The organism is Marinobacter caseinilyticus, assembly GCF_011074955.1.
GTDB lineage: Bacteria > Pseudomonadota > Gammaproteobacteria > Pseudomonadales > Oleiphilaceae > Marinobacter > Marinobacter caseinilyticus.
Map to the genome: position 1 here is coordinate 77,274 of NZ_WUQJ01000019.1, position 21,441 is coordinate 98,714.

The 21,441-nt window shown below is 55.9% G+C and carries 18 protein-coding genes; 9 read left to right on the plus strand and 9 right to left on the minus strand.

Going from position 1 to position 21,441, the window contains the following annotated elements; all coding sequences use genetic code 11:
• Positions 1–67 precede the first annotated feature (67 nt).
• From cpdA to GRX64_RS08960, 4 genes are all read left to right on the plus strand, one after another.
• Positions 68–874: a 3',5'-cyclic-AMP phosphodiesterase gene (gene cpdA, locus GRX64_RS08945; protein WP_166266296.1), complete on the plus strand. Its 807-nt coding sequence runs from the start codon at positions 68–70 to the stop codon at positions 872–874.
• A gap of 2 nt (positions 875–876) precedes the next feature.
• Positions 877–1,494, plus strand: a complete 618-nt coding sequence (locus GRX64_RS08950; protein ID WP_166266299.1) for a YqiA/YcfP family alpha/beta fold hydrolase — start codon at positions 877–879, stop codon at positions 1,492–1,494.
• Positions 1,495–1,525: 31 nt separating this feature from the next.
• Positions 1,526–1,918, plus strand: coding sequence for a glycine cleavage system protein GcvH (gene gcvH / locus GRX64_RS08955; protein ID WP_166266302.1), 393 nt, complete (start codon positions 1,526–1,528; stop codon positions 1,916–1,918).
• Positions 1,919–2,260: 342 nt separating this feature from the next.
• Positions 2,261–3,457 (plus strand): class I SAM-dependent rRNA methyltransferase, encoded by a 1,197-nt coding sequence (locus GRX64_RS08960; protein ID WP_166266305.1) that lies wholly within the window; start codon positions 2,261–2,263, stop codon positions 3,455–3,457.
• Here the strand turns inward: GRX64_RS08960 and GRX64_RS08965 are convergent.
• Both GRX64_RS08965 and GRX64_RS08970 read right to left on the minus strand, forming a co-directional pair.
• Positions 3,437–4,573, minus strand: a complete 1,137-nt coding sequence (locus GRX64_RS08965; protein WP_166266308.1) for an imelysin family protein — start codon at positions 4,571–4,573, stop codon at positions 3,437–3,439. The genes GRX64_RS08960 and GRX64_RS08965 overlap by 21 nt on opposite strands.
• 13 nt (positions 4,574–4,586) lie before the next feature.
• Positions 4,587–5,243: a histidinol-phosphatase gene (locus GRX64_RS08970; RefSeq protein ID WP_166266311.1), complete on the minus strand. Its 657-nt coding sequence runs from the start codon at positions 5,241–5,243 to the stop codon at positions 4,587–4,589.
• A gap of 182 nt (positions 5,244–5,425) precedes the next feature.
• Between GRX64_RS08970 and GRX64_RS08975 the strand changes: the two genes are divergently transcribed.
• The 3 genes from GRX64_RS08975 (at position 5,426) to GRX64_RS08985 (ending at position 9,633) form a co-directional block, all read left to right on the plus strand.
• On the plus strand, positions 5,426–5,953 hold the full coding sequence (locus GRX64_RS08975; protein ID WP_166266314.1) for an RNA pyrophosphohydrolase: 528 nt from the start codon (positions 5,426–5,428) through the stop codon (positions 5,951–5,953).
• Between the two features lie 15 nt (positions 5,954–5,968).
• Positions 5,969–8,269, plus strand: a complete 2,301-nt coding sequence (ptsP, locus tag GRX64_RS08980; protein ID WP_166266317.1) for a phosphoenolpyruvate--protein phosphotransferase — start codon at positions 5,969–5,971, stop codon at positions 8,267–8,269.
• Between the two features lie 119 nt (positions 8,270–8,388).
• On the plus strand, positions 8,389–9,633 hold the full coding sequence (locus tag GRX64_RS08985) for a patatin-like phospholipase family protein (protein ID WP_166266320.1): 1,245 nt from the start codon (positions 8,389–8,391) through the stop codon (positions 9,631–9,633).
• A 50-nt stretch (positions 9,634–9,683) separates the two neighbouring features.
• Here GRX64_RS08985 and GRX64_RS08990 read toward each other — a convergent pair whose 3' ends face one another.
• The 6 genes from GRX64_RS08990 to GRX64_RS09015 form a co-directional block, all read right to left on the minus strand.
• A complete protein-coding gene (locus GRX64_RS08990; RefSeq protein WP_166266323.1) occupies positions 9,684–10,043 on the minus strand; it encodes a gamma-butyrobetaine hydroxylase family protein in 360 nt (119 codons plus the stop codon).
• A gap of 17 nt (positions 10,044–10,060) precedes the next feature.
• On the minus strand, positions 10,061–11,389 hold the full coding sequence (gene hslU / locus GRX64_RS08995) for an ATP-dependent protease ATPase subunit HslU (protein ID WP_166266326.1): 1,329 nt from the start codon (positions 11,387–11,389) through the stop codon (positions 10,061–10,063).
• A 12-nt stretch (positions 11,390–11,401) separates the two neighbouring features.
• On the minus strand, positions 11,402–11,932 hold the full coding sequence (gene hslV / locus GRX64_RS09000; RefSeq protein ID WP_166266329.1) for an ATP-dependent protease subunit HslV: 531 nt from the start codon (positions 11,930–11,932) through the stop codon (positions 11,402–11,404).
• Positions 11,933–12,059: 127 nt separating this feature from the next.
• Complete coding sequence (locus GRX64_RS09005) at positions 12,060–12,710, minus strand: SPOR domain-containing protein (RefSeq protein ID WP_166266332.1); 651 nt, start codon at positions 12,708–12,710, stop codon at positions 12,060–12,062.
• A gap of 32 nt (positions 12,711–12,742) precedes the next feature.
• Positions 12,743–14,428, minus strand: coding sequence for an arginine--tRNA ligase (gene argS / locus GRX64_RS09010; RefSeq protein WP_166266334.1), 1,686 nt, complete (start codon positions 14,426–14,428; stop codon positions 12,743–12,745).
• A 255-nt stretch (positions 14,429–14,683) separates the two neighbouring features.
• The gene (locus GRX64_RS09015; protein ID WP_166266337.1) at positions 14,684–16,852 is read right to left on the minus strand and encodes a primosomal protein N'; all 2,169 of its coding nucleotides are present in this window, start codon (positions 16,850–16,852) and stop codon (positions 14,684–14,686) included.
• A 231-nt stretch (positions 16,853–17,083) separates the two neighbouring features.
• On the opposite strand from GRX64_RS09015, the gene rpmE reads away from it, so the two are divergent.
• Positions 17,084–17,305: a 50S ribosomal protein L31 gene (gene rpmE / locus GRX64_RS09020; protein WP_166266339.1), complete on the plus strand. Its 222-nt coding sequence runs from the start codon at positions 17,084–17,086 to the stop codon at positions 17,303–17,305.
• 293 nt (positions 17,306–17,598) lie between these two features.
• Positions 17,599–18,864 carry a malic enzyme-like NAD(P)-binding protein gene (locus GRX64_RS09025; protein WP_166266342.1) on the plus strand — a complete coding sequence of 422 codons (1,266 nt, stop codon included), beginning with the start codon at positions 17,599–17,601 and terminating at the stop codon, positions 18,862–18,864.
• Positions 18,865–18,963: 99 nt separating this feature from the next.
• Here the strand turns inward: GRX64_RS09025 and GRX64_RS09030 are convergent, their stop codons facing one another.
• Positions 18,964–21,441, minus strand: a complete 2,478-nt coding sequence (locus GRX64_RS09030; protein WP_166266345.1) for a penicillin-binding protein 1A — start codon at positions 21,439–21,441, stop codon at positions 18,964–18,966.

Here is a 21,441-nt window from a genome sequence, read left to right on the forward strand (position 1 = left end):
GTGGTTCTGGAAACCCATCTCAATTATGGCTAATCTCGGCATAGCCATAAACTCAACAGCGGATGATATGACACGCGCTAAGCACGGTCCTGCATTGCGGGTACTTCAATTAACCGACCCCCATTTGATGGCTGATCCGTCAGGTGCCCTTTTGGGTGTCAATACGCGCGACAGCCTTGATGCGGTGATTGCCCTTGCGCACCGGGAATCGCCATCGCCGGATCTCATCCTGGCGACCGGGGATATTGCCCAGGACGGATCTGAAGCGGCGTATCAGGCGTTCGCCCACAGACTCGAATCATTCAACTGCCCGACGGCCTGGTTGCCGGGCAATCATGATGATGTGGACGTGCTGAACTCCGTCATTCAGGGCACTGAGAGCGCGTTGAGACAGCGGGTTATGGGGGGCTGGCATTTTATTCAGTTGGACTCTTCAGTGCGAGGCAAAGTCCACGGTGAACTGACCGAGAATGAGCTGGCATTTTTAACCTCGGCCCTGACCGGCGAGCCGGACTTACCAACAGTGATTTTGCTGCATCACCATCCGGTTGATATTGGTTGCGGCTGGATGGCGGAAATAGGCCTGCGCAACCGGCAAGCCTTCTGGCAGGTTGTGGATCGGTTCGCGCAGGTCAAGATTGTACTCTGGGGCCACATACACCAAGAGTACGAAGGTCTGCGTAAAGATGTGCGACTGTTGGCCACCCCATCGACGTGCATACAATTTGAACGGGGCTCTCGTCAATTTTCGGTTGAGGCGCTGGCGCCGGGGTATCGCTGGTTTAACTTTTTCCCTTCTGGCGAATTTGAAACCGGTATCCATCGGGCCGAAGATTTTGTGTACGATCTGGACGCCGACAGTACCGGTTACTGATCATGCCCCCTCGTCTATTAAAAAATCCCGCTGTTCTGTATCTGCACGGTTTTAACAGTTCGCCACAGTCACAAAAACTCGTTGAGCTGGGCGGGCTGCTGCCGGAGTTGAATCCGGACGTTGAACTTGTTACGCCATTGCTTGGGTTTGATCCAAAGCAAGCCTATCGGCGAGCTTGTGAGGCCTATGAGGCCGTTTCCGGTCGTTGTGCCGGGGTGGTGGGGAGTTCGTTGGGCGGCTATTATGCGACCGCCCTGAGCCAGCGGTTTGGCCTTAAAGCGGTACTTATCAACCCCGCCGTTTATCCCTATGAATTGTTGCGCAGCCATCTGGGGCCGCAGCATAATCCCTATACTGGCGAGCGCTATGTGCTCACCGAGCGCCACATGGCGGATTTGCGCGCCCTTGATCCCGGCCCGCTAAAACATCCGAAACAGCTGCTGCTGTTGTTACAGAGCGGTGATGAAACGCTCGATTTCAGGCAGGCGATTAGACGGTACCCAGATTCGCCGGCCTGGATTCAGCCGGGCGGGGATCACCGTTTTCAGCGCTTCGATCGCGTGGTTCCGGCCATGCTGGAGTTTTTAGGCGTTTCTTGCCATACGCGCACCATCGGTTAAACTGCCGGAAAAACAGGCCAAGGACTGAACTATGAGTGAAACACCAGCGGATCTTAAATACATTGAAACTCACCAGTGGGTGCGAGTGGCTGATGATGGCACCGCCACGATCGGGATTACGGATTTTGCCCAGGAACAGCTGGGCGACGTGGTCTACATTGGTTTGCCAGACGTGGGCGTGCGGGTCAACGGAGGCGAAGAGGCCGGTGTTGCTGAGTCGGTCAAGTCGGCATCGGATGTTTTTAGCCCGGTTACCGGTGAGGTGCTGGCGGTGAATGAGAGTCTGGAAGACGAGCCTGAAAAAGTGAATGAAGACCCCTACGGTGAGGGTTGGATGTTCAAAGTCAAGTTGGCCGACCCCGGCGAACTTGATGGCCTGATGGACGCTGAGGCGTATTCTGAGCACATGGCGTCGGAAGAATAAAGTCTTTGAGGTATCTGTCTGCGGCGGCCGGGCATTGAGTTGCCGCAGATGTCGGCAGCCATGTTCCGACGTGTTCAGCCACGATGTCCCGGTGATGAGTGGAACCTCGGATCTGGGTGTCTCACCGCCCCTTTCGGTATCTGCCGCCAATCCACATTTTCATCCTGATGTCATGCCTGATTAATTCGTGGATGTCTTAACAAGCGGATTAACACGCTTGAACGTCGCTCCGACGACGGAACCACCTTGCTTTCCACTTTGATGGGCTTCGCGCCTGTCGCATAGGCGGTGTACGGCGTATAATCCGCCCCTTCTTTTAGCGTTGGCACAGAGGTGGGCAGTATGAAGTTCCCGGTACTTTATTTGCGAAAGGGCGCTGAGCGTCGTTTACGGGCGGGTCATCTCTGGGTATACAGTAATGAGGTCGATACACAGCGCTCCCCATTGGCGGGGTTCGAGTCCGGCAGTCAGGCGGAATTGCGCTCGTCGCAGGACAAGCCGCTGGGCACCGTGTTTGTAAACCCCAATACGTTGATTTGCGGGCGCCTGATAAGCCGGGATCCAGCCCATGGCATGACGGCCCAGCGTCTGACCCATCGGATGGAAATGGCCTTGTCGTTGCGGGAGCGATTGTTTCCGGAGCCGTTTTATCGCTGGGTCTTCGGGGACAGTGATGGCTTATCCGGGTTGGTGATTGATCGCTTTGCCGATGTGGTGGTGGTGCAAATATCCACCGCTGGCATGGAAGTGATGAAAGAGGCCATCGTAAGGGCGGTTCAGCGCCTGGTGCACCCCAAAGCCATTGTGCTGAAGAATGACGGCAAAATGCGTCAGGTGGAGGGGCTTGCCAGTTATGTGGAGCACGTTGACGGCGTGCCGGTCGATAGTCTGCAGGTTCGCGAAAACGGTGTCGATTTTGAAGTGCCACTTGCAGGTGGACAGAAAACCGGTTGGTTCTATGATCACCGGATGAATCGGCAACGTTTGCAAGCCTACGCACCGGGAAAACGTGTGTTGGACGTCTTCAGCTACGTCGGTGGCTGGGGCATCCAGGCCGCCGCCGCCGGAGCGTCCCACGTTACGTGTCTCGACAGTTCCACCCAGGCATTGGATGCTGTCCACCATAATGCCGAACTGAACCGGTTGGCCAATGTGGAATCGATCGAAGGCGACGCCTTCGAAGCATTGAAGGCGCTGTGTGATGAGAAAGAGAAATACGACATTGTTGTGCTGGATCCGCCGGCGCTGATTCCCCGGCGCCGGGACCAGAAAGCAGGCGAACAGGCTTATGCGCGGCTCAATCAGCTGGCGCTGAGGTTGTTGGAGCGCGACGGCTTGCTGGTTTCGGCGTCCTGTTCCATGCATCTGTCGCAGGAAAAGCTGATTGATATTATTCGCGGCAGTGGTCGCAAGATTGACCGCTTCGTTCAGCTGCTAGAGCAGGGGCATCAGGCGCCCGACCACCCCGTTGTGCCAGGCATTCCGGAAACGGATTACATTAAATCGTGTTTCGTGCGCTCATTGACCGGTTTTCTCTGAGTCGTTTTCGGACTCGGCCGATGTCGCTGCTGGCAGCTCAAGGGCCTGTATCAGGTCGTTTACGTGCGCCAGTGTCACCTCGAGCGCCTCTTGTTTTTGTTCACTGCCGGCGTTGGCGTGCGCGTCCAGGCGTTGGTCGAGTGCAGAGAAGGTGGCGGTCAGTGACTCAAGGACCTTGGGCTCCATGTTGCCTGCGGCAAACATCAAGGGCAGCAAGTGGTCGTTTAGCGCGGCAACCTGAGTTCGCATATTGTCAAAATCACTTCGGGCTAACGGTGCGTGCCATATCGGCATACCGTTCCGGTCCTCTCCATCTGGATGGGCAGACCACTGTGAGAGCGGACTTTGGACCATGGTTTTCAGGGCACGCCGGCTGGCGTTGAGTAGGTCAGCGCGATGTTGAACAACCGTTGTCAGTTCAGCCATGAGATGGGTTTGGCTATTTGGCTGACAGAGCACAGCGACATCGCGAGTCAGACGATGGGCAATCAGGCGCAGCAATTCAGCTCTACGTGTGTGTGAATCAACCTGGTCTTCCGGAACCTGTTCTTTACGGGTATAAAGCGCTGCGCGTTCCTTCGCACTCTGCTCGGCGCTGCCCCAAAGCATCGTCTCCAGAGGATGGAAGCCCAGTGTCAGGTAGTAAAAGTCGCTGTATTGGTGTTCCTCACGCAAGAAATCCGGCGTCAACGGCACTTCGGAGTAGACCAGCCCGCTGCGTGGGTAGCCGGGAACCCGGTCAAGATAGCCAGGCAGCATCGGGTAAGCGTCAATACTATCCCGGTCGTCGCGAATGTGCAGCGGTTGCGTGCCCGCCACAGTATAGAGCGCCATGAGCTGAGTGTAGTCGCGGTGCGCCGCTGCCCACTGGGTCTGGGCAGCGGTCAGGGTATCGGCATCGGGATTGTCCAGAAACTCAGCGGTGCTGTCCTTCAAGACAACCGTTGCGTCGCACACCTTGCCGGTTTGGGCCATCACTTCGTTACGAATCGCCTCCGGAAACGGCTCGGCAGAGGACAGGGTATCGTCGACAGTCGGTGTTGGCGGCTTTGGGGCATCGCAGCCGGCCAGTAGCAAAAAAGCTGAGGCGCTCAGCGATAAAGCCAGGTTTCGCATTGTGCTGCTCCGTTCAGTCTCTGAGGGAGATGATGTCCCAGCTTTGGGCTTGGGCATAGGTTGACAGGGTCGGGTCTGGATCCACCGCAACCGGGTTTGTGACCCTTTTCAGTAGTGGCAAATCGTTATGGGAGTCGCTATAAAACCAAGCGCCGTCTAACGTCAACTGCTGATGGGACAGCCAATCGTCAAGCCGAACCACTTTGCCATCCTGAAAACTGGGAATGCCAGCAACACCGCCGGTGTACTGACCATTAATCATCTCAGGTTCGGTGGCGATCAGGTGTTCAATGCCAAGCGCTTCGGCAACCGGTTCCGTCACAAAACGGTTGGTGGCCGTAATGATCATTAAGGTGTGGCCCTGGCTGCGGTGATGGTCGACGAGAGCCGCGGCCTTGCTTTGCATCATCGGGCGTATTTTCTTGTCCATGAACTGTGCTCGCCACCGGTCCAGCTGCGCCGGCTCGTGACGCGCCAGCGGCGCAAGTGCGAAGCTCAGATAACGGAGAATATCGAGGTCGCCGTTGACATAGTCCTGGTAAAAACGGTCATTGGCCTGACGATAGCTCTCGGCATCGACAATACCTTCCTCCACCAGGAACTCATTCCAGGCGTGATCGCTGTCGCCAGACAGCAGTGTGTTATCGAGGTCAAAAATAGCAAGCGTCAAAGCGCAACTCCTATAAAGGCCGGCGGGAAAGGGCAGATGGCGGACGCCGCAACAGCCGCCCTTATATCTGAACTCAACAGTCTAACATGCTGAAAAGATAACGGCTTAGTTTGCCGCCAGTTGGGCTTTCTGTAAGAATGAAGTCAACTTGGATTTATACCGACTTTATATAGGACTGTGCCGTGATTGATTCAGACGGTTTCAGACCCAACGTCGGAATCATTCTGGCCAACCACAGGGGTGAAGTTCTCTGGGCACGGCGAATAGGGCAGGACTCCTGGCAATTTCCCCAGGGTGGCATCAAGCAGCATGAGTCACCTGAGGATGCGTTATTCCGGGAGTTGGGAGAAGAAGTTGGTCTGTGTGCAGCGGATGTCGATATCATCAGCTGCACCCGCGGCTGGCTGCGCTATCGCTTGCCGAGACGGATGGTACGATTTAATTCGCACCCTGTGTGTGTGGGGCAAAAACAGAAATGGTTCCTGCTGAGGATGCTTTCGCCGGACGCGCAAGTGTGTGTTGATGGCAGCGACTCACCGGAGTTTGATGGCTGGCAATGGGTAAGCTATTGGTATCCACTCGGCCAGGTCGTGTCGTTTAAGCGTGAGGTGTACAGACGTGCGCTGAGAGAACTTGCGCCCAGGCTGTTTCGAGAGATGGAACAGGCCAGCCGGGGTGAGGGTCAGCGGCGATTACAGGATCATCAATGACGAATTGAGCCCGCCATGCTGAGTGTACTGCGAAGTATCGTACAAGAAGTAAACAGCGCCCGCGACTTGCAGGAAGCGTTGGATATTATTGTGTCGCGGGTTCAGTCGGCCATGACCACCGAAGTCTGCTCGGTGTATCTGCTGGATCCCGAAACCAATCGCTATATCCTGATGGCCACCGAAGGGCTGTATAAAAAAGCGGTTGGCAATGTCAGTCTGGGCCACTCTGAGGGTCTGATCGGTCTTGTGGGCTCCCGAGAGGAGCCGATCAACCTTGAAGATGCACCGTCCCACCCACGATATCGTTATTTTCCTGAAACCGGCGAAGAGCGCTTCCGGTCCTTTCTAGGTGTACCGATCATTCACCACCGCCGGGTGCTGGGTGTACTGGTTGTCCAGCAGCGAGAGAATTCCCGTTGTTTTGATGAAGGCGAAGAGGCGTTTCTCGTCACGGTATCAGCCCAGCTGGCAGGCGTGATTGCGCACAGCGAAGCAACCGGAGCCATCAGCGGCCTGTCGATGACCGGCGAGGAGACCCGGGACGTCAGCTTTAAAGGGGTTGCCGGCGCCCCGGGTGTTGCCATTGGGCAGTGCGTGGTCATCTATCCCCCCGCTGATCTTGATGCTGTGCCCGAAAAACAGACCGACAATATTGACCATGAGTTGCAGGTGTTCGGTGACGCCGTTACTGCAGTCAGAGAGGATATTGAGCGGGTGGCCGAGCGCTTGGCGTCGCAATTGCGGCCGGAAGAACAGGCGCTGTTTGAAGTTTACCTGCGCATGCTTGATGACAACGCACTGCCCGGCGAAGTGGTTACGCGGGTCAAGGAAGGGCTGTGGGCGCAAGGCGCACTGAAACAGGTCGTCAATCAGTATGTCCGCCACTTTGAATTGATGGGCGACCTGTATCTCCGGGAGCGGGCCGTCGATATCCGGGACTTGGGCCGACGACTACTGGCGCACCTGCAGGAAGGGGATCAGCAGGAAGTCGTCTACCCGGACAATACAGTGCTGGTCAGTGAAGAGCTGACCCCTGCGATGCTGGGCGAGGTGCCCAGGGGGCAATTGGTCGGCCTGGTGTCGGTGCGTGGCTCGGGAAATTCCCACGTGGCCATCCTGGCGCGCGCCATGGGTGTCCCAACCGTCATGGGCATGGTGGATATTCCCGTCAACCAGCTTGACGGCAAGGAATTGATTGTTGACGGTTTTGAAGGGCAGCTGTTTGCCTCACCGACCGCCGACCTGAGAACCTTTTATCAGGAAATCTACGACGAGGAAGCTGCGCTGTTTCGCGGCCTTGAAGCGCTGCGCGACAAGCCGTGCGAAACCACCGATGGCCATCGCGTGTCATTGCTGGTCAACACTGGTTTGATGACAGACGTGGTGCGGTCTCTAAGCCACGGTGCCGAGGGCATTGGTCTGTACCGGACCGAAGTCCCGTTTATGATCAAAGAGCGCTTTCCCTCCGAGCAGGAACAGCGCCAATACTACCGCGAGCAGTTGGAAGCCTTCGCTCCGAGCCCGGTTACCATGCGGACGCTGGATATTGGTGGCGACAAGGCCCTGAGCTATTTTCCTATCCAGGAGGAAAATCCTTTCCTGGGCTGGCGCGGCATACGCGTAACACTGGATCATCCGGAAATTTTTCTGGTTCAGGTCCGCGCTATGTTGAAGGCCAGTGAGGGCTTGAACAATTTGCAGATCATGCTGCCCATGATCAGTAACATTTCTGAAGTTGAAGAGTCCTTGCACCTGATTTACCGCGTCTATCATGAGGTTCGCGAGGAAGGTTATGACATTCACATGCCCAAAGTGGGCGTGATGGTTGAGATTCCTGCCGCCGTGTATCAGGTTCGGGAGCTGGCTGAACGGGTCGACTTCCTGTCGGTGGGCTCTAATGACCTGACGCAGTACTTGCTGGCGGTTGATCGCAATAATCCAAGGGTGGCCCAGCTGTATCACTCGTATCATCCAGCGGTGTTGCAGGCGTTGGTGCGTATTGCTCACGATGCCCATTCTGTAGGCAAGCCGGTAAGCATTTGTGGCGAGCTGGCGGGTGACCCGGGTGGAGCGGTTCTGCTGATGGCAATGGGGTACGATGCCCTCTCCATGAACGCAGCCAGCTTGCCGAAAGTGAAATCCGTTATTCGCAGTATTGCCTTGGATTGGGCGGGTCAGCTATTGGAAGATGTTCTGCTGCTGGACTCCCCGCACGTTATCAAAAGTTGCGTCGATCTGGCGCTCAGGAACGCCGGGTTCGGGCGATATCTCAGGCCCGGTAAGGCCTCGGCGGATCTGCTAAGCCAAAATTCCTGATCGCAAAGCTCTAAATAAAGAGACTTTGTGTTACCACGCGACAACGCGAATAGGCTGTGAACTCTAATGAGGCCTGTTAACGTATACCGTACTGTTCATAACTGAATAAGAATGTGCCCATGAATGCAACGCACTCGGACCTAAAAACGAAACCGCGCATTGGCCTGGCCCTTGGGGGTGGTGGGCCGCTGGGTGGAATCTATGAAATCGGGGCGATGCGGGCACTGGATGAGGCATTGGACGGCATCGATTTTAATGAAATTGATGTCTACGTCGGGGTGAATGCGGGGTCGTTTGTGGCCGCAAACCTGGCCAACCAGATGACTACCGCGCAGTTGTGCCGGATTTTTGTCCGCAATGAGGCAGAGGTTCACCCCTTTCATCCTGAGGTTTTTTATCGGCCCGCCTTACGCGAAATGGGCAGTCGACTGTTGGCAGTACCAGGACTGATGGCCAGTGCTATTGGTCGATTCGTCAACAACCCCTATGACCAAAGCTTGCTGGAGGCGCTGACCATTCTTGCCCAGGCAGCACCCGCAGGTTTCTTCGACAACGAAGGTCTGCACGATTATCTTCATCGCGCGTTCAGCATGTTGGGTCGAACCAACGATTTCCGCCAACTTAAGCGCAGCTTGTATATCGTTGCCGCGGATGTGGAGAGCACCGAAGCCGTTTGTTTTGGCGCCCCCGGCTTTGACCACGTCCCGATATCGAAAGCGATTCAGGCCAGCACGGCGTCACCGGGGCTCTATGTGCCGGTCAATATCGACGGCCGCTATTACGTGGACGGTACCTTGCGCAAAGGACTGCACGCTTCAGTCGCGTTTGAGGACGGTGCCGACCTGGTGTTTGCGGTTAATCCCCAAGTCCCGATAGACGCCAGTGCCGCGGTGCGCTCCGGCTCTATGGAGCCGGGCGCTCTGACCCGTTCCGGAATGCCTAACCTGCTGTCACAAATGTACCGCACCATGGTTTATTCCCGGATGCAGTCCGGGATTGCGCAGTACACGCGAGACTATCCTGACAAAGACATACTGTTGTTTGAGCCCACGCGAGACGACGCCAAGCTGTTTTTCTCCAACGTTTTCAGCTTTCAATCGCGACGTATGGTGTGTGAACACGCCTATCAGATGACTCGGCGGGACTTGTTGAGTCGTGCGGATGAGCTTGAGCCAAGGCTTGCCAAGTATGGCATTCGTTTGCGTCGCGATCGGCTTGAAGACGAACAACGCACCATCAGCACCAGTCTCTACGGGGAAATGTTGCCGCTGTATGTTGCCAAAGGCCGTAAAAAACTGGCCCAAAAAAACGGGCTGAGCGCCCGCTTCGATAATGTGACCGATCTCATTCAAAAAGCGCTTTAGAGCTGAGTGGAGAGTAGCGTTGTGGGGGTTAAGTTAATCGACTCCCCAATTCAGTCCCTTGAACCACCCTCCGTTTCAAGACGTTGCAGGTAGGCCTGCCAGTAGGCGGTCTGCGCATCTCCGAGCTGGCGTAAGTATTCCCAGCTGAACAGCCCGGAGTCGTGGCCGTCACTGAAACTCAACTTGAGCGCATAATTGCCCACAATATCGGCACCCGTTATCAAGACGCCTTTCTTGCCCGTTTGCAAAATGCCCGGGCCCGCTCCGTGTCCGCGAACTTCGGCAGACGGAGAGTAGACTCTAAGCAATTCGAAGGGCAGTTCATGCAGAACCCCATCAGGGTATTCGAGCCGCAGCAATCGGCTCTGTTTACGTACCCTGATGTCGGTGGGGCGCAGTCCTTCCGTCATCCTGAATTGCCCTTATGTTAGAGAATATAGCGGCTTAGATCTTCATCTTCCGCCAGGTCACCGAGTTTTTCGTCAACATACTCAGCCGTCACTTCGAACTTTTCTGTCACCTTATCGCCGGCATCAAACGACAGGCTTTCAAGCAAACGCTCGAGCACCGTATGCAATCGACGTGCGCCAATATTCTCGGTGGTCTCGTTCACTTTGTACGCCACCTCGGCGATTCGTTCGATCGCCGCGTCATTGAACGTGAGTGTCAGGCCTTCGGCGGCCATCAATGCTTCGTACTGCTGCACCAGTGAGGCGTCCGGCTCGGTCAGAATTCGTTTAAAGTCATCCGGCGTCAGGGCTTGCAGTTCGACGCGAATCGGGAGCCGACCCTGGAGTTCTGGAATCAAATCTGACGGTTTTGTCAGGTGAAAGGCCCCAGATGCAATGAACAGGATGTGATCGGTTCGAATCATACCGAACTTGGTGCTGACGGTACTGCCTTCAATCAGTGGCAACAAGTCTCTCTGAACGCCTTCCCGGGACACATCGGAGGAATTGTTCTCAGAGCGCTTGGCCACTTTGTCAATCTCATCAATGAAGACGATGCCATTTTGCTCCACCGCCTGAATGGCCTCTTGCTTGATTTCATCTTCATTGACCAGTTTGGCGGCCTCTTCTTCGCGAACCCGCTTTAGGGCGTCCGAGACTTTCATCTTGCGGGTCTTGCGACGCTCGGAAGACATGTTGGAGAACATGCTCTGAAGCTGGTTGGTCATCTCCTCCATGCCGGGAGGGGCCATGATCTCAACACCCGCGCTGGGGTTTTTAAGATCCACTTCAATTTCCTTGTCGTCCAAATCCCCTTCGCGCAATTTCTTGCGGAACAGTTGGCGAGTGGTGGAGTCTTCGGCGGGCTTACTGTTCTCTTCAAAATTCCTCGGCGGTGGCAGCAGGGCGTCAAGAATGCGATCTTCCGCGGCGTCCATCGCCCGATATTCGTGGCGCTTCATCGCCTTTTCGCGCAGCAGCTTGACGGCCATGTCAGCGAGGTCACGGATGATGGATTCGACATCGCGGCCCACATAGCCAACCTCGGTAAATTTCGTCGCCTCGACTTTCAGGAAGGGCGCGTCAGCGAGTTTCGCGAGTCGGCGGGCGATTTCCGTCTTACCAACACCGGTCGGCCCGATCATCAGGATGTTTTTTGGAGTGATTTCTTCGCGCAGGTCGCTGTCCAGTTGCATGCGACGCCACCGGTTGCGCAAAGCAATGGCGACGGCGCGCTTGGCCTGGTCTTGACCGACAATGTGCTTGTTAAGTTCGTGGACAATTTCACGGGGAGTCATTGCAGACATGGTGGCTCCGAATCATTCGTTGGCAGACAGCACTTCAAGAGTACGGTTGTGGTTTGTGTAGATACAGATGTCGGCCGCAATATCGAGACCCCTCTCGACAATGTCTTTGGCGCTCAGTTCGGTGTTCTCCAGCAGTGCGCGGGAGGCTGCCTGCGCAAATGGACCACCGGAACCGATGGCAATCAGACCCTGTTCGGGCTCAATCACATCGCCATTACCGGTGATGATCAGCGACGCTGTTTTATCGGCCACGGCAAGAAGCGCCTCCAGACGTCGCAGGGCGCGATCCGTTCGCCAGTCTTTGGCCAGCTCCACCGCAGCGCGCGTCAGGTTGCCCTGGTGTTTTTCAAGCTGTGCCTCGAAACGTTCAAAAAGTGTAAAAGCATCAGCGGTGCCGCCGGCAAAACCCGCAAGTACCTGATTGTTGTAAAGTCGGCGCACCTTGCGCGCATTGCCTTTCATTACAGTATTGCCCAGGGATACCTGGCCATCACCGCCCATGGCAACACTGTCGCCGCGTCGTACCGAGAGGATGGTTGTCATGTCAGCTCCAATTGCCGGCGAATAGATTATTCAACCGATATGGCGGCTGTGGCGTGTTTTTCAAGGTGGGGGAGGGTAATTGGCCTCGGTCAGTCTCAGCAGTGTCATTCAGGGCCAGCCGCAGTGGCTAGCCCTGATCCTTTGGGATTTTCCGAACCAGCGGCTGGATGCTGATCGAAACCAGCTTATCGATCGCTGCATTCATCTGGCTGCGGGAGATGAACGGGCCTACGTTGACGCGGAACCAGATGGAGCCATTGTCCAGATCGATGCGATCGACCCGGGCACGCAGGCCCTGAAAGGCGATTTCTGCACGTTGCCGTTCAGCGTCTTTCTCACTTCGAAACGAGCCTGTCTGGACCAGATAAGTAAACGATTGTTTCGCCGGACCCGGATCATAGGCCTCAACTTTTGGCGGAATTACCTCGGAGTCAGGCAGCATGTCGTAGAATCTGAACCCGGTCTCTTCTTTAGGTTTCTGGGTTTCGGTTGCTTTTGTGTTCAGTGGTTGCTGCTCAGGCTGCCCATCGTGTGCTGCAGGCAGTTTGTGCGGCGGCACCGAATTCAGGTAGGCAATAAACCCGATGAACCCGCCGACGGCGGCTAAAGACAGAATCCAACGCACGGATAAGCCTCCTGACTGTCGATGTTTCGCCGCCGGTGTTTTGGCGGCCGGCTTGGAATTACGCCTGGGCCTGTTACGACTCGCATGTTTGGATTGGACGCCTTTGGCGCCACCACCGGAAGGTCGGTTTTTTTTGGCGTAGTCGTGTGGCATGGGAGGACGTTACCTTGTATTCCACTCAGATTTCACATTTCTTTGGGGGCGCTGACCCCCAGCAGATCAAGGCCATTGGCCAGTACCTGGCGGACGGCCAGGTATAGGCTGATTCGCGCATCCCGCAGTGCGGTGTCATCGATCAGTACTTTGTGGGCGTTGTAGTAAGTGTGAAAATGTCCCGCCAGCTCTCGCAAATAATGAGTCAGATGATGGGGCTCTCTCAGGTTGGCCGCGTTGCGAATCAATTCCGGATACTGGGCCAACTGGTTGGCAAGGTCTTTTTCTTCGTCCAGAGTCAGCAGAGACAGATCACCCACACACTCTTGAAAACCACGCTCTATACCGCTCTCTGATAGCTTGCGGAGCACGCTGCAAATGCGGGCGTGGGCATATTGGATGTAATACACTGGATTTTCATTGGTTTGCGAACGCGCCAAATCAATATCAAATGTCAGCTGTGAGTCCACACGCCGGGCAGCCAGGAAAAATCTCGTTGCGTCACAGCCGACTTCGTCGATCAGATCCCGCAGTGTAACGTAGCTTCCCGCCCGTTTGGATAATTTCACTTCTTCGCCCGACCGGGTGACCATTACCATTTGATGCAGGACGTAGTCCGGCCAGCCTTTCGGGATGCCCTCGTTGAGCGCCTGCAGCCCGGCCCGAACTCTGGTGACGGTGGAATGATGGTCGGCACCCTGTTCATTGATCACGGTGTTAAAACCCCGTTCCCACTTGTTCTGGTGGTAAGCGACATCTGGTAGAAAGTAGGTGTAGCCACCGTCTGTTTTGCGCATTACCCGGTCTTTATCGTCACCAAACGCGGTGGTTTTGAGCCACAGCGCGCCGTCCTGTTCATAGGTGTAGCCATTGGCAATAAGGCGGTTGACCGTTTCCTCGACCTTGCCGCTGTCGTAAAGCGAGGATTCAAGGAAGTACACGTCAAATTCGACACCGAAAGCCTTCAGGTCCAGATCCTGTTCGCGGCGAAGGTAGGCAACGGCAAACGCCTGCAAGGCGTCCAGGTCGTCGGCATCGCCTACGGCCGTTACTTCGCGGTCATCAGCCGTAACGGTCTCCTTGGCCAGATAGGCTTGAGCGACATCATCAATGTAGTCACCCCGATAGCCATCTTTGGGCCACTTTTCATCATTGGGTGTCAGGCCCTTTGCCCTGGCCTGAACCGACAACGCCAGATTTTTTATCTGCACCCCCGCGTCGTTGTAATAAAACTCCCGTGTCACGTTGTACCCATTCGCTTCCAGCAGGCGGCTCAGGCAATCGCCTATCGCTGCGCCGCGGCCGTGTCCGACGTGCAGCGGCCCGGTCGGGTTGGCCGAGACAAACTCGATTTGGACGGAGGCGCCGTTACCGAAATTGTTGCGGCCATACTGTTCCGCGCGCGCCAGAATGTCGTTCACAACTTCAAAGCTGCTGGCGGTGCTCATGAAAAAATTAATGAACCCGGGCCCTGCAATTTCAATTTTATCCACGGCGCCAGACGCGGGCAGACGCGAAATCAGAGTTTCAGCCAACTGCCGTGGCGCGCAACCGGCCGCCTTTGCCGCAATTAAGGCGATGTTGCTCGCATAGTCGCCGTGAGCTTTGTCTTTGGTATTGCCAACATTGGGGGTAAACGACTGGTTCGTCGGCAAGATGCCTTCGGACTGCAGGGTTGCCAGTGCAGATTCAAGCAGTTGGGTAACGGTGTCTTTCATGCTGTCGGATGACTCAGTTCATCGGGTATTGGGGGAGATTGATGTCGTGTTGACGCTTAAAGGCGGCATTATCCCGGAAACAAGGCCGGCAAGCAAAAGCACCGTAGCAAGTCGGGTGAGGCCGGCTACAGGGGGCAGCTCCGGCGCAGTCAATGATTCCGGGCGCGAGTGGGTCATAGGACGGAGGCCCTGGTCTGCTTTGATCCGGTTGAGACGGGCGGCGATTTGCGGTTGGACGTTGGCGAGGATGCGATGTTAGCCAGTCTCCAGTGGATCAACATCGACATGCCAGCGCAGTTGGTTGCTGGTCTTTTGTGACTCAAGGGCCTGGCAGAGACTGGACAATGCCCGGTTCAGGCGGGACTTGCTGTCGCAGAGGATGGTGAGTTGAGCCCTGTGCCGGTCTGCTCGGCGGGCTATGACCGCGGGAAGTGGGCCCCAGACGTCCAGAGGCTGGGCTTTCAGAAGTTCTTTGGCGCGATCGAGGAAGTCGATGCTGGCTTCCATCGTGCTGCTGTCAGCTCTGAGAATGGCCATCGCCCGGAATGGCGGGAAACCACCGGTGGCACGTTCCTCCACCATGTGGTCCGCCAGGGGAAGATAGTGTCCGTCGGCCAGTTGGCGCAGCATCGGGTGGTCGCTGTGGCAGGTTTGCACTATGACCTGGCCTGCCAGTTCACCCCGACCCGCCCGGCCACTGACCTGCAAGAGAGTCTGAATGAGCTGCTCGGGTGCGCGAAAGTCGACACTGAATAATCCGCCGTCGGCATTCACCACGATCACCAGAGTGACGTTCGGAAAGTCATGACCTTTGGCCAGCATTTGAGTACCCACCAGTACACAGGGTTGTCCCGTATTGACGGTTTTCAGGATGGATTGAATGCTGCCTTTTCGCTGGGTGCTGTCTCGGTCTACCCGAATCACCGGAGTATCCGGAAACTGCTGAGTCAGGATATCTTCCGTACGCTCGGTACCCTGTCCGACCGGCTTGAAGGCGTGGCTCTGGCATTGGGGGCACTGTTCGGTAGCCGCCATTTGGAACTCGCAGTGATGACATCGCATGGCGCGATCCTTGCGATGGTAGGTCAGCCGAGTGTCGCAGCGAGGGCATTCGACCATGTGGCCGCAGTCAAAGCACATCATGACCGGCGCGAAACCGCGGCGGTTGACGAACACCAGTGCTTGTTGGCCGGACTCAAGGCAATCTCGGACAGCCTTGAGCGCGGGCGCCGCAAGCCCGCCCTCAAGCGGGCGGCTGCGTATATCCAGCAGCTTGATTGTCGGAGGTTGGGCGTTGCCCGCGCGCTCCTCCAGTTTGATCAGGCGATATTTGCCCGAACGAGCGTTGTGTAGGGACTCCAGTGACGGTGTGGCAGAGCCCAGAATGATTGGACACTGGTTGAGGCGGGCTCGATACACCGCCAGATCCCGTCCCGAATAACGGAACCCTTCCCCTTGCTTGTAAGAGCTGTCGTGCTCTTCGTCAACAATGATCGTGCCCAGATGAGTAAATGGCAGCAATGCAGCCGACCGGGTGCCAATCACCGTGACGGGTTCGCCCTCGCGAATTCTGAGCCAGGTATCCAGGCGTTCACTGTCATTGAGTGACGAGTGCCATACCACAATATCAGAGCCGGAATACCGCCGAAAACGACTGACGGTTTGAGGTGTCAGATTGATTTCAGGCACCAGTACCAGCGCCTGCTGGTGATGCGGGAGATATTTTTGGAGGTAGTGAAGGTAGATTTCGGTTTTACCGCTGCCGGTAATTCCGTAGAGCAGAGAGGCGCTGAATCCGAGTTCCGGCGAGGGGAGCTGATCAAACGCTTCCGTTTGCGCACCGGACAAGGTAGGTAATGCAAACGGTGCCTCGGATGGTTGTGGCGGCATCGCCTGGTCGGTCGCAGATACCAGCCCTTTATTGGCCAGGGAGGTCAACTGGGCGCGGGTGAATCCGGCTTGTGTGATGGCCGACGTTTCCCTCGGGGTAGTTTGGGTGGATAGCCAATCGATTAGCGCCTTCAGCCGGACCGCGTTGGCGGGCAGGTTGGCGAGGGTGTTCTCGATCAGTTGCCAATGGGTTTTTGTCGCCCGCTCAGCCGGTCGTCCTTTGCGCAGGGGCGGCGGCATGGCCATGAACAGGCATTCGCCGAGAGGGTGCTGGTAATAGTTGGCCGCCCATGTCAGAAGCGACAGGGTTTCAGGCGGTAGCGCAGGCCAATGCTCGTAGGCAGATTGCACTGTCTTCAGAGTGATGCCCGGCGGCGGATGCGCGTCGACTTCGGCGACCACCCCTGTTGCGATCTGTCGCCCGAACGGAATGCGGACTCTTTGCCCGGCAGTCAGGGACAGACTTTCCGGTGTCTGGTAATCAAAGAGTTTACGGACAGGGCGGGCCAACGCAATTCGGACTGATCGAGTCAAGTGAGCTCCGGCCTTGTGATGTTCGGTTTCTACTTCGGTAAATGCGGATGTTCCGTAAACATCAGTGCTTGCGGAAACGGCACGTTGTCAGTAAGATTCGCGGTCTAATTGTGACGGGGCATGATTGTGCCCTGTCTTCCCGATTGTTTCAAACGATGCGGTGCCTGACATCCTCAGTGTTAATGTTCTGGGTTGATGATCGGGTAGCGGCATGACCGATAGAGGTTCGCCATGCAAGAAGGTATTCACCCTAAGTACGCAGAAATTACTGCCACCTGTAGCTGCGGCAATGTCATCAATACGCGTTCAACCATTGGCCGCGATTTGCAGCTGGATGTTTGTTCACAGTGTCATCCTTTCTACACTGGCAAGCAGAAGGTCATGGACACCGGCGGTCGTATCGATCGGTTCCAGAAGCGCTTTGGTGGCCGGATCGCAGCCAAAAAAGACTGATCCGAACACGTCAGCAAAAAGGCGCCCTTCAGGGCGCTTTTTTTATGTTTGGAATTTAACATCTTTGACGGTTTTGCTGGTCATAGAATGCTCAGCAACCCTTGTTTGCGCCCCGCCTTCGCGCCATAATGTCGCGCTCTCGCTAACCTTAGGGTTGGCGGGTTACGAGAGAACAGCGTCGGCAAATACATAAAAGCCCATGGTTAGGGTCGCGAAAGCGCCGACCTAAAGGTAGTGATGGCCGACAACAACGTATCTCCGTCCCTTTTAACGTGACAAACGGAACAGTGGCAATGTCTCAAGATCTGAAAGCAGCAGCCCTTGAATATCACGCCAAGCCGCGGCCTGGTAAGCTGAGTGTTGAAATCACCAAGCCTACCCAAACGTCTCGCGACCTTTCTTTGGCATACAGTCCTGGGGTTGCAGAGCCGGTCCGCGAGATCGCGAAAGACCCCGAGAACGCATACAAATACACGGGTAAGGGTAACCTTGTCGCCGTTATCTCTGATGGCACGGCGATTCTGGGACTCGGAAACCTGGGGCCGCTGGCCAGCAAGCCGGTGATGGAAGGCAAGGGCGTGCTATTTAAACGCTTTGCTGGCATTGATGTGTTTGATATCGAAGTTAACTCCGAAAGCCCGCAGGCATTCATCGAAACGGTAGAGCGCATAGCGGACACTTTTGGCGGCATTAATCTGGAAGATATCAAGGCGCCAGAGTGCTTCGAAATTGAACGTGCACTGATCGAAAAGTGTAGCGTTCCCGTGTTTCATGATGATCAGCACGGCACTGCAATCGTGACGGCTGCGGGCATGCTCAATGCTCTGGAGTTGCAGGGAAAAACTCCGGAATCAGCAAAGGTTGTATGCCTGGGCGCTGGTGCGGCAGCCATTGCTTGTATGAAGCTGCTGGTTAGTTGCGGCATCAAGTCTGAGAACATTTACATGCTGGATCGCAAGGGTGTCATCCACTCGGGTCGAGATGATCTCAACCAGTATAAGGCCATGTTCGCCAATGAAACGGACAAGCGCACCCTGGAAGATGCAATTGATGGTGCGGACGTATTCTTGGGGCTTTCCGGCCCTGACCTGTTCCCGGTTGAGTGCCTGAAAAAGATGGCGCCAAAGCCCATCGTGTTTGCGTGCTCCAACCCTGACCCGGAAATTAGTCCGGAGCTCGCATTGGCCGCGAGAGACGACCTGATTATGGCAACTGGTCGCTCGGATTACCCGAACCAGGTCAACAACGTTCTTGGTTTTCCTTTCATCTTCCGTGGCGCTCTTGATGTTCGGGCTACTGCGATCAATGAAGAGATGAAAGTGGCTGCGGTGAACGCGATCCGTGAACTGGCCAAGATGCCGGTGCCTCAAGAGATTTGCGAAGCTTACGGTGTCGAGAGCTTTGAGTTCGGTCACGAATACATCATTCCGAAGCCGATGGACGTTCGGTTGCTGAATGTTGTGCCCGCGGCAGTTGCACGTGCAGCGGTTGACTCCGGTGTTGCTCGGAACCCGTACCCTGCGCATTACCCGCTGACGTCTATGGACGACATCAAGTAACGCGCGAATTGCGAACAAAAAAACCGGCGAAATACGCCGGTTTTTTTGTACCTGTTAATGCCAGGCTGACGTAGATGCTGGCCACCGGTAACCCGCTGGTTAGAAAATATCCTGTGGCAAGCTGCCGTCGTCACCATCCGTGTCAGCGCTTCCGTTGTCACTGATGTCCAGCGGTGCCGGCGCGTCTTCTTCCCGGAATAGTTCGAACACGGCGTCGGATTGCCCGGGTCTGGCTCGCTGCCCGGTCTCCGGGTCGATCCTGATGCTGACGATGCCATTCGGTTGCGGCATAAAGGATCTGGATTTGCCTTTCATGGCAACGGTCATGTAATCCAACCAAACCGGTAAGGCTGCCTTGGCGCCATATTCGCCACGTCCCAGCGGGGTAGGTTGGTCAAAGCCGACCCATGCGGTCGCGGCAGTGTCGTAATTGAAGCCTGAAAACCAGGTGTCCCGTTGTTCGTTCGTGGTGCCAGTCTTGCCGCCAATGTCATCTCTGCCCAGCGCTAGCGCTCTGCGGCCTGTGCCTCGTGTGATCACGTCCCGCAGCATGGAGTGCAGAATGTATACGGCACGCTCATCCGCCAATCGCCGGGCTACCCTTGTCGTAGGCGCGTCGGTCGACGCCTGGGATGTCTCTTGCTCCAGGGTATCGCACTTGTCGTCACAGAGGACGACCGTGGGTGCTTCGTAAAGGGTGTTGTTCTGGCTGTCCTGTATCGACTGTATAAGGTAAGGGGTTACATCGTAGCCACCGTTGGCAATAACCGCGAACCCCCGGGCGACGTCCATAGGCGTCAGGTTGCCGCTGCCAAGGGCCAGTGAAAGGTCACGGGGCATTCCGGCTGTGCTGACTTTCAGCTGATCTAAGTAGTCAATGGTGTTGTTGATGCCTACGTCGCGCAGCAGTCGAATGGATACCAGGTTGCGTGATCGATACAGTGCTTCGCGAAGCCGGGTTGGGCCGTAAAACTGACCTGAGGAATTCTGCGGTCGCCATGTGGTTTCAAGATCCAGGTCGTCAAACACAATGGGCGCATCGTTGAATATCGTTGCCGGTGTCATGCCTTTTTCCAACGCGGCGAGGTAGAGGAAGGGCTTGAAATTGGAGCCGGGCTGCCGCCGCGCCTGAGTAGCGCGATTGTATTTTGTTTGGCTGAAGCTGTAGCCACCGGTGAGTGCTTTGATGCCCCCAGTCTTGGCGTTCAGCGATATCAGGGCGCCCTGGATGTTGGGAGCCTGTGATAATGTGACGCTCGTAGTAGCTGTTTCTGAATCGCCAGAGTCTTCTGGGCGCTCACTGATTCCGGATGTCCCGGAAGAGGCGCTGGGCTGCTCGCGTTGAACGTAAACGACATCCCCGCGCGTAACCACGTCGGCGGGCGTCTTGGGTTCGGGTCCCAGTAAGTCCTCCGTCTTGTGGCGACGGGCCCAGGCCATCGTTTCAAATGGCATGACCAGTTTCCCCAGATGTCGAGAAAACAGCGTCGCCTTGTCCTCGCTCAAAGCGGTTACCACCGCAGGGTACAGCGACTCCAGGCGCTGGTAGTTCGAGAGTGCTTGGCTGAGATCGCCGGACTCAAGCGCCTTGTCCTCGATTCGGCCAATCGGTCCACGAAACCCATGCCGTTGGTCATACGCTTCCAGGCCGGCACGCAGTGCGTCAGTGGCGGCTTGCTGATCTCGGCTATCCACCGTTAGCGTTACTCGATAGCCATCGGTATAGGCGGCATCGCCATACCTTGAAACGATTTCTGACCGCGCCATTTCCGCCACATAATCGGCATCCACCTCTGTCGAGGCGCCATGGTAAGTCGCCGTGACGGGCGCGTTGCTGGCAAGTTGGAAGGCGTCCGGAGTTATATAGCCGAGGTCTCGCATACGGCCAAGAATCCAGTTCCTGCGAACGAGCGCGCGCTCAGGGTTGGCAATAGGGTTGTAGGCAGATGGTGCTTTCGGGAGCGTGGCGAGCATGGCCATTTGCGCCAGGCTGAGTTCGTTAACGCTTTTGTCATAGTAGACTTCTGCTGCCGACTCTATGCCGTAAGCTCGATTACCGAGGTAAATCTTGTTGAGGTACAGCTCCAGAATCTGGTCTTTTGGAAGTTCACGCTCTATCTGAAGTGCCAGAAGTATCTCGTTGAACTTGCGAATGAAGGTGCGATCACGTGACAAAAAGTAATTTTTTGCAACCTGCATTGTGATCGTACTGCCTCCCGATTGGATTTCGCCGGTAGTGACCAGTTCGATTGCAGCCCGCAGTAGGCCTTTAAAGTCGACGCCAATGTGTTCGTAAAAACGGCTGTCTTCTGCGGCTAGAAAGGCATGTAACTGAATTGTAGGGATCTGTTCTATTGTGACCGGTGCCCTTCTCTTTTCACCGAATTCTGCTATTAATCTGTTGTCCGCGCTGAAGACCCTGAGAGGGGTCTGTAGCCGGATGTCCATCAGTTGATCGACAGAAGGAAGTCCTGGTCTCAAGTAAAGGTAGAAACTGGAAACCATGATTATGGCTAAGCTTGTACCCGTGAGAAAAAACCAGGCAAGAATGCGAGATGTTCGGAAGATTCGGGACAT

Bases quoted from the DNA above. Each gene is read 5' to 3' on its own strand.
- GRX64_RS09025 (WP_166266342.1), top strand. From the start codon at position 17,599: ATGTCTCAAGATCTGAAAGCAGCAGCCCTTGAATATCACGCCAAGCCG.
- GRX64_RS08965 (WP_166266308.1), bottom strand. From the start codon at position 4,573: ATGCGAAACCTGGCTTTATCGCTGAGCGCCTCAGCTTTTTTGCTACTG.
- rpmE (WP_166266339.1), top strand. From the start codon at position 17,084: ATGCAAGAAGGTATTCACCCTAAGTACGCAGAAATTACTGCCACCTGT.
- GRX64_RS08950 (WP_166266299.1), top strand. From the start codon at position 877: ATGCCCCCTCGTCTATTAAAAAATCCCGCTGTTCTGTATCTGCACGGT.
- GRX64_RS08985 (WP_166266320.1), top strand. From the start codon at position 8,389: ATGAATGCAACGCACTCGGACCTAAAAACGAAACCGCGCATTGGCCTG.
- GRX64_RS09030 (WP_166266345.1), bottom strand. From the start codon at position 21,441: ATGTCCCGAATCTTCCGAACATCTCGCATTCTTGCCTGGTTTTTTCTC.
- hslV (WP_166266329.1), bottom strand. From the start codon at position 11,932: ATGACAACCATCCTCTCGGTACGACGCGGCGACAGTGTTGCCATGGGC.
- GRX64_RS08990 (WP_166266323.1), bottom strand. From the start codon at position 10,043: ATGACGGAAGGACTGCGCCCCACCGACATCAGGGTACGTAAACAGAGC.
- argS (WP_166266334.1), bottom strand. From the start codon at position 14,428: ATGAAAGACACCGTTACCCAACTGCTTGAATCTGCACTGGCAACCCTG.
- gcvH (WP_166266302.1), top strand. From the start codon at position 1,526: ATGAGTGAAACACCAGCGGATCTTAAATACATTGAAACTCACCAGTGG.
- ptsP (WP_166266317.1), top strand. From the start codon at position 5,969: ATGCTGAGTGTACTGCGAAGTATCGTACAAGAAGTAAACAGCGCCCGC.
- GRX64_RS09005 (WP_166266332.1), bottom strand. From the start codon at position 12,710: ATGCCACACGACTACGCCAAAAAAAACCGACCTTCCGGTGGTGGCGCC.
- cpdA (WP_166266296.1), top strand. From the start codon at position 68: ATGACACGCGCTAAGCACGGTCCTGCATTGCGGGTACTTCAATTAACC.
- GRX64_RS08960 (WP_166266305.1), top strand. From the start codon at position 2,261: ATGAAGTTCCCGGTACTTTATTTGCGAAAGGGCGCTGAGCGTCGTTTA.
- hslU (WP_166266326.1), bottom strand. From the start codon at position 11,389: ATGTCTGCAATGACTCCCCGTGAAATTGTCCACGAACTTAACAAGCAC.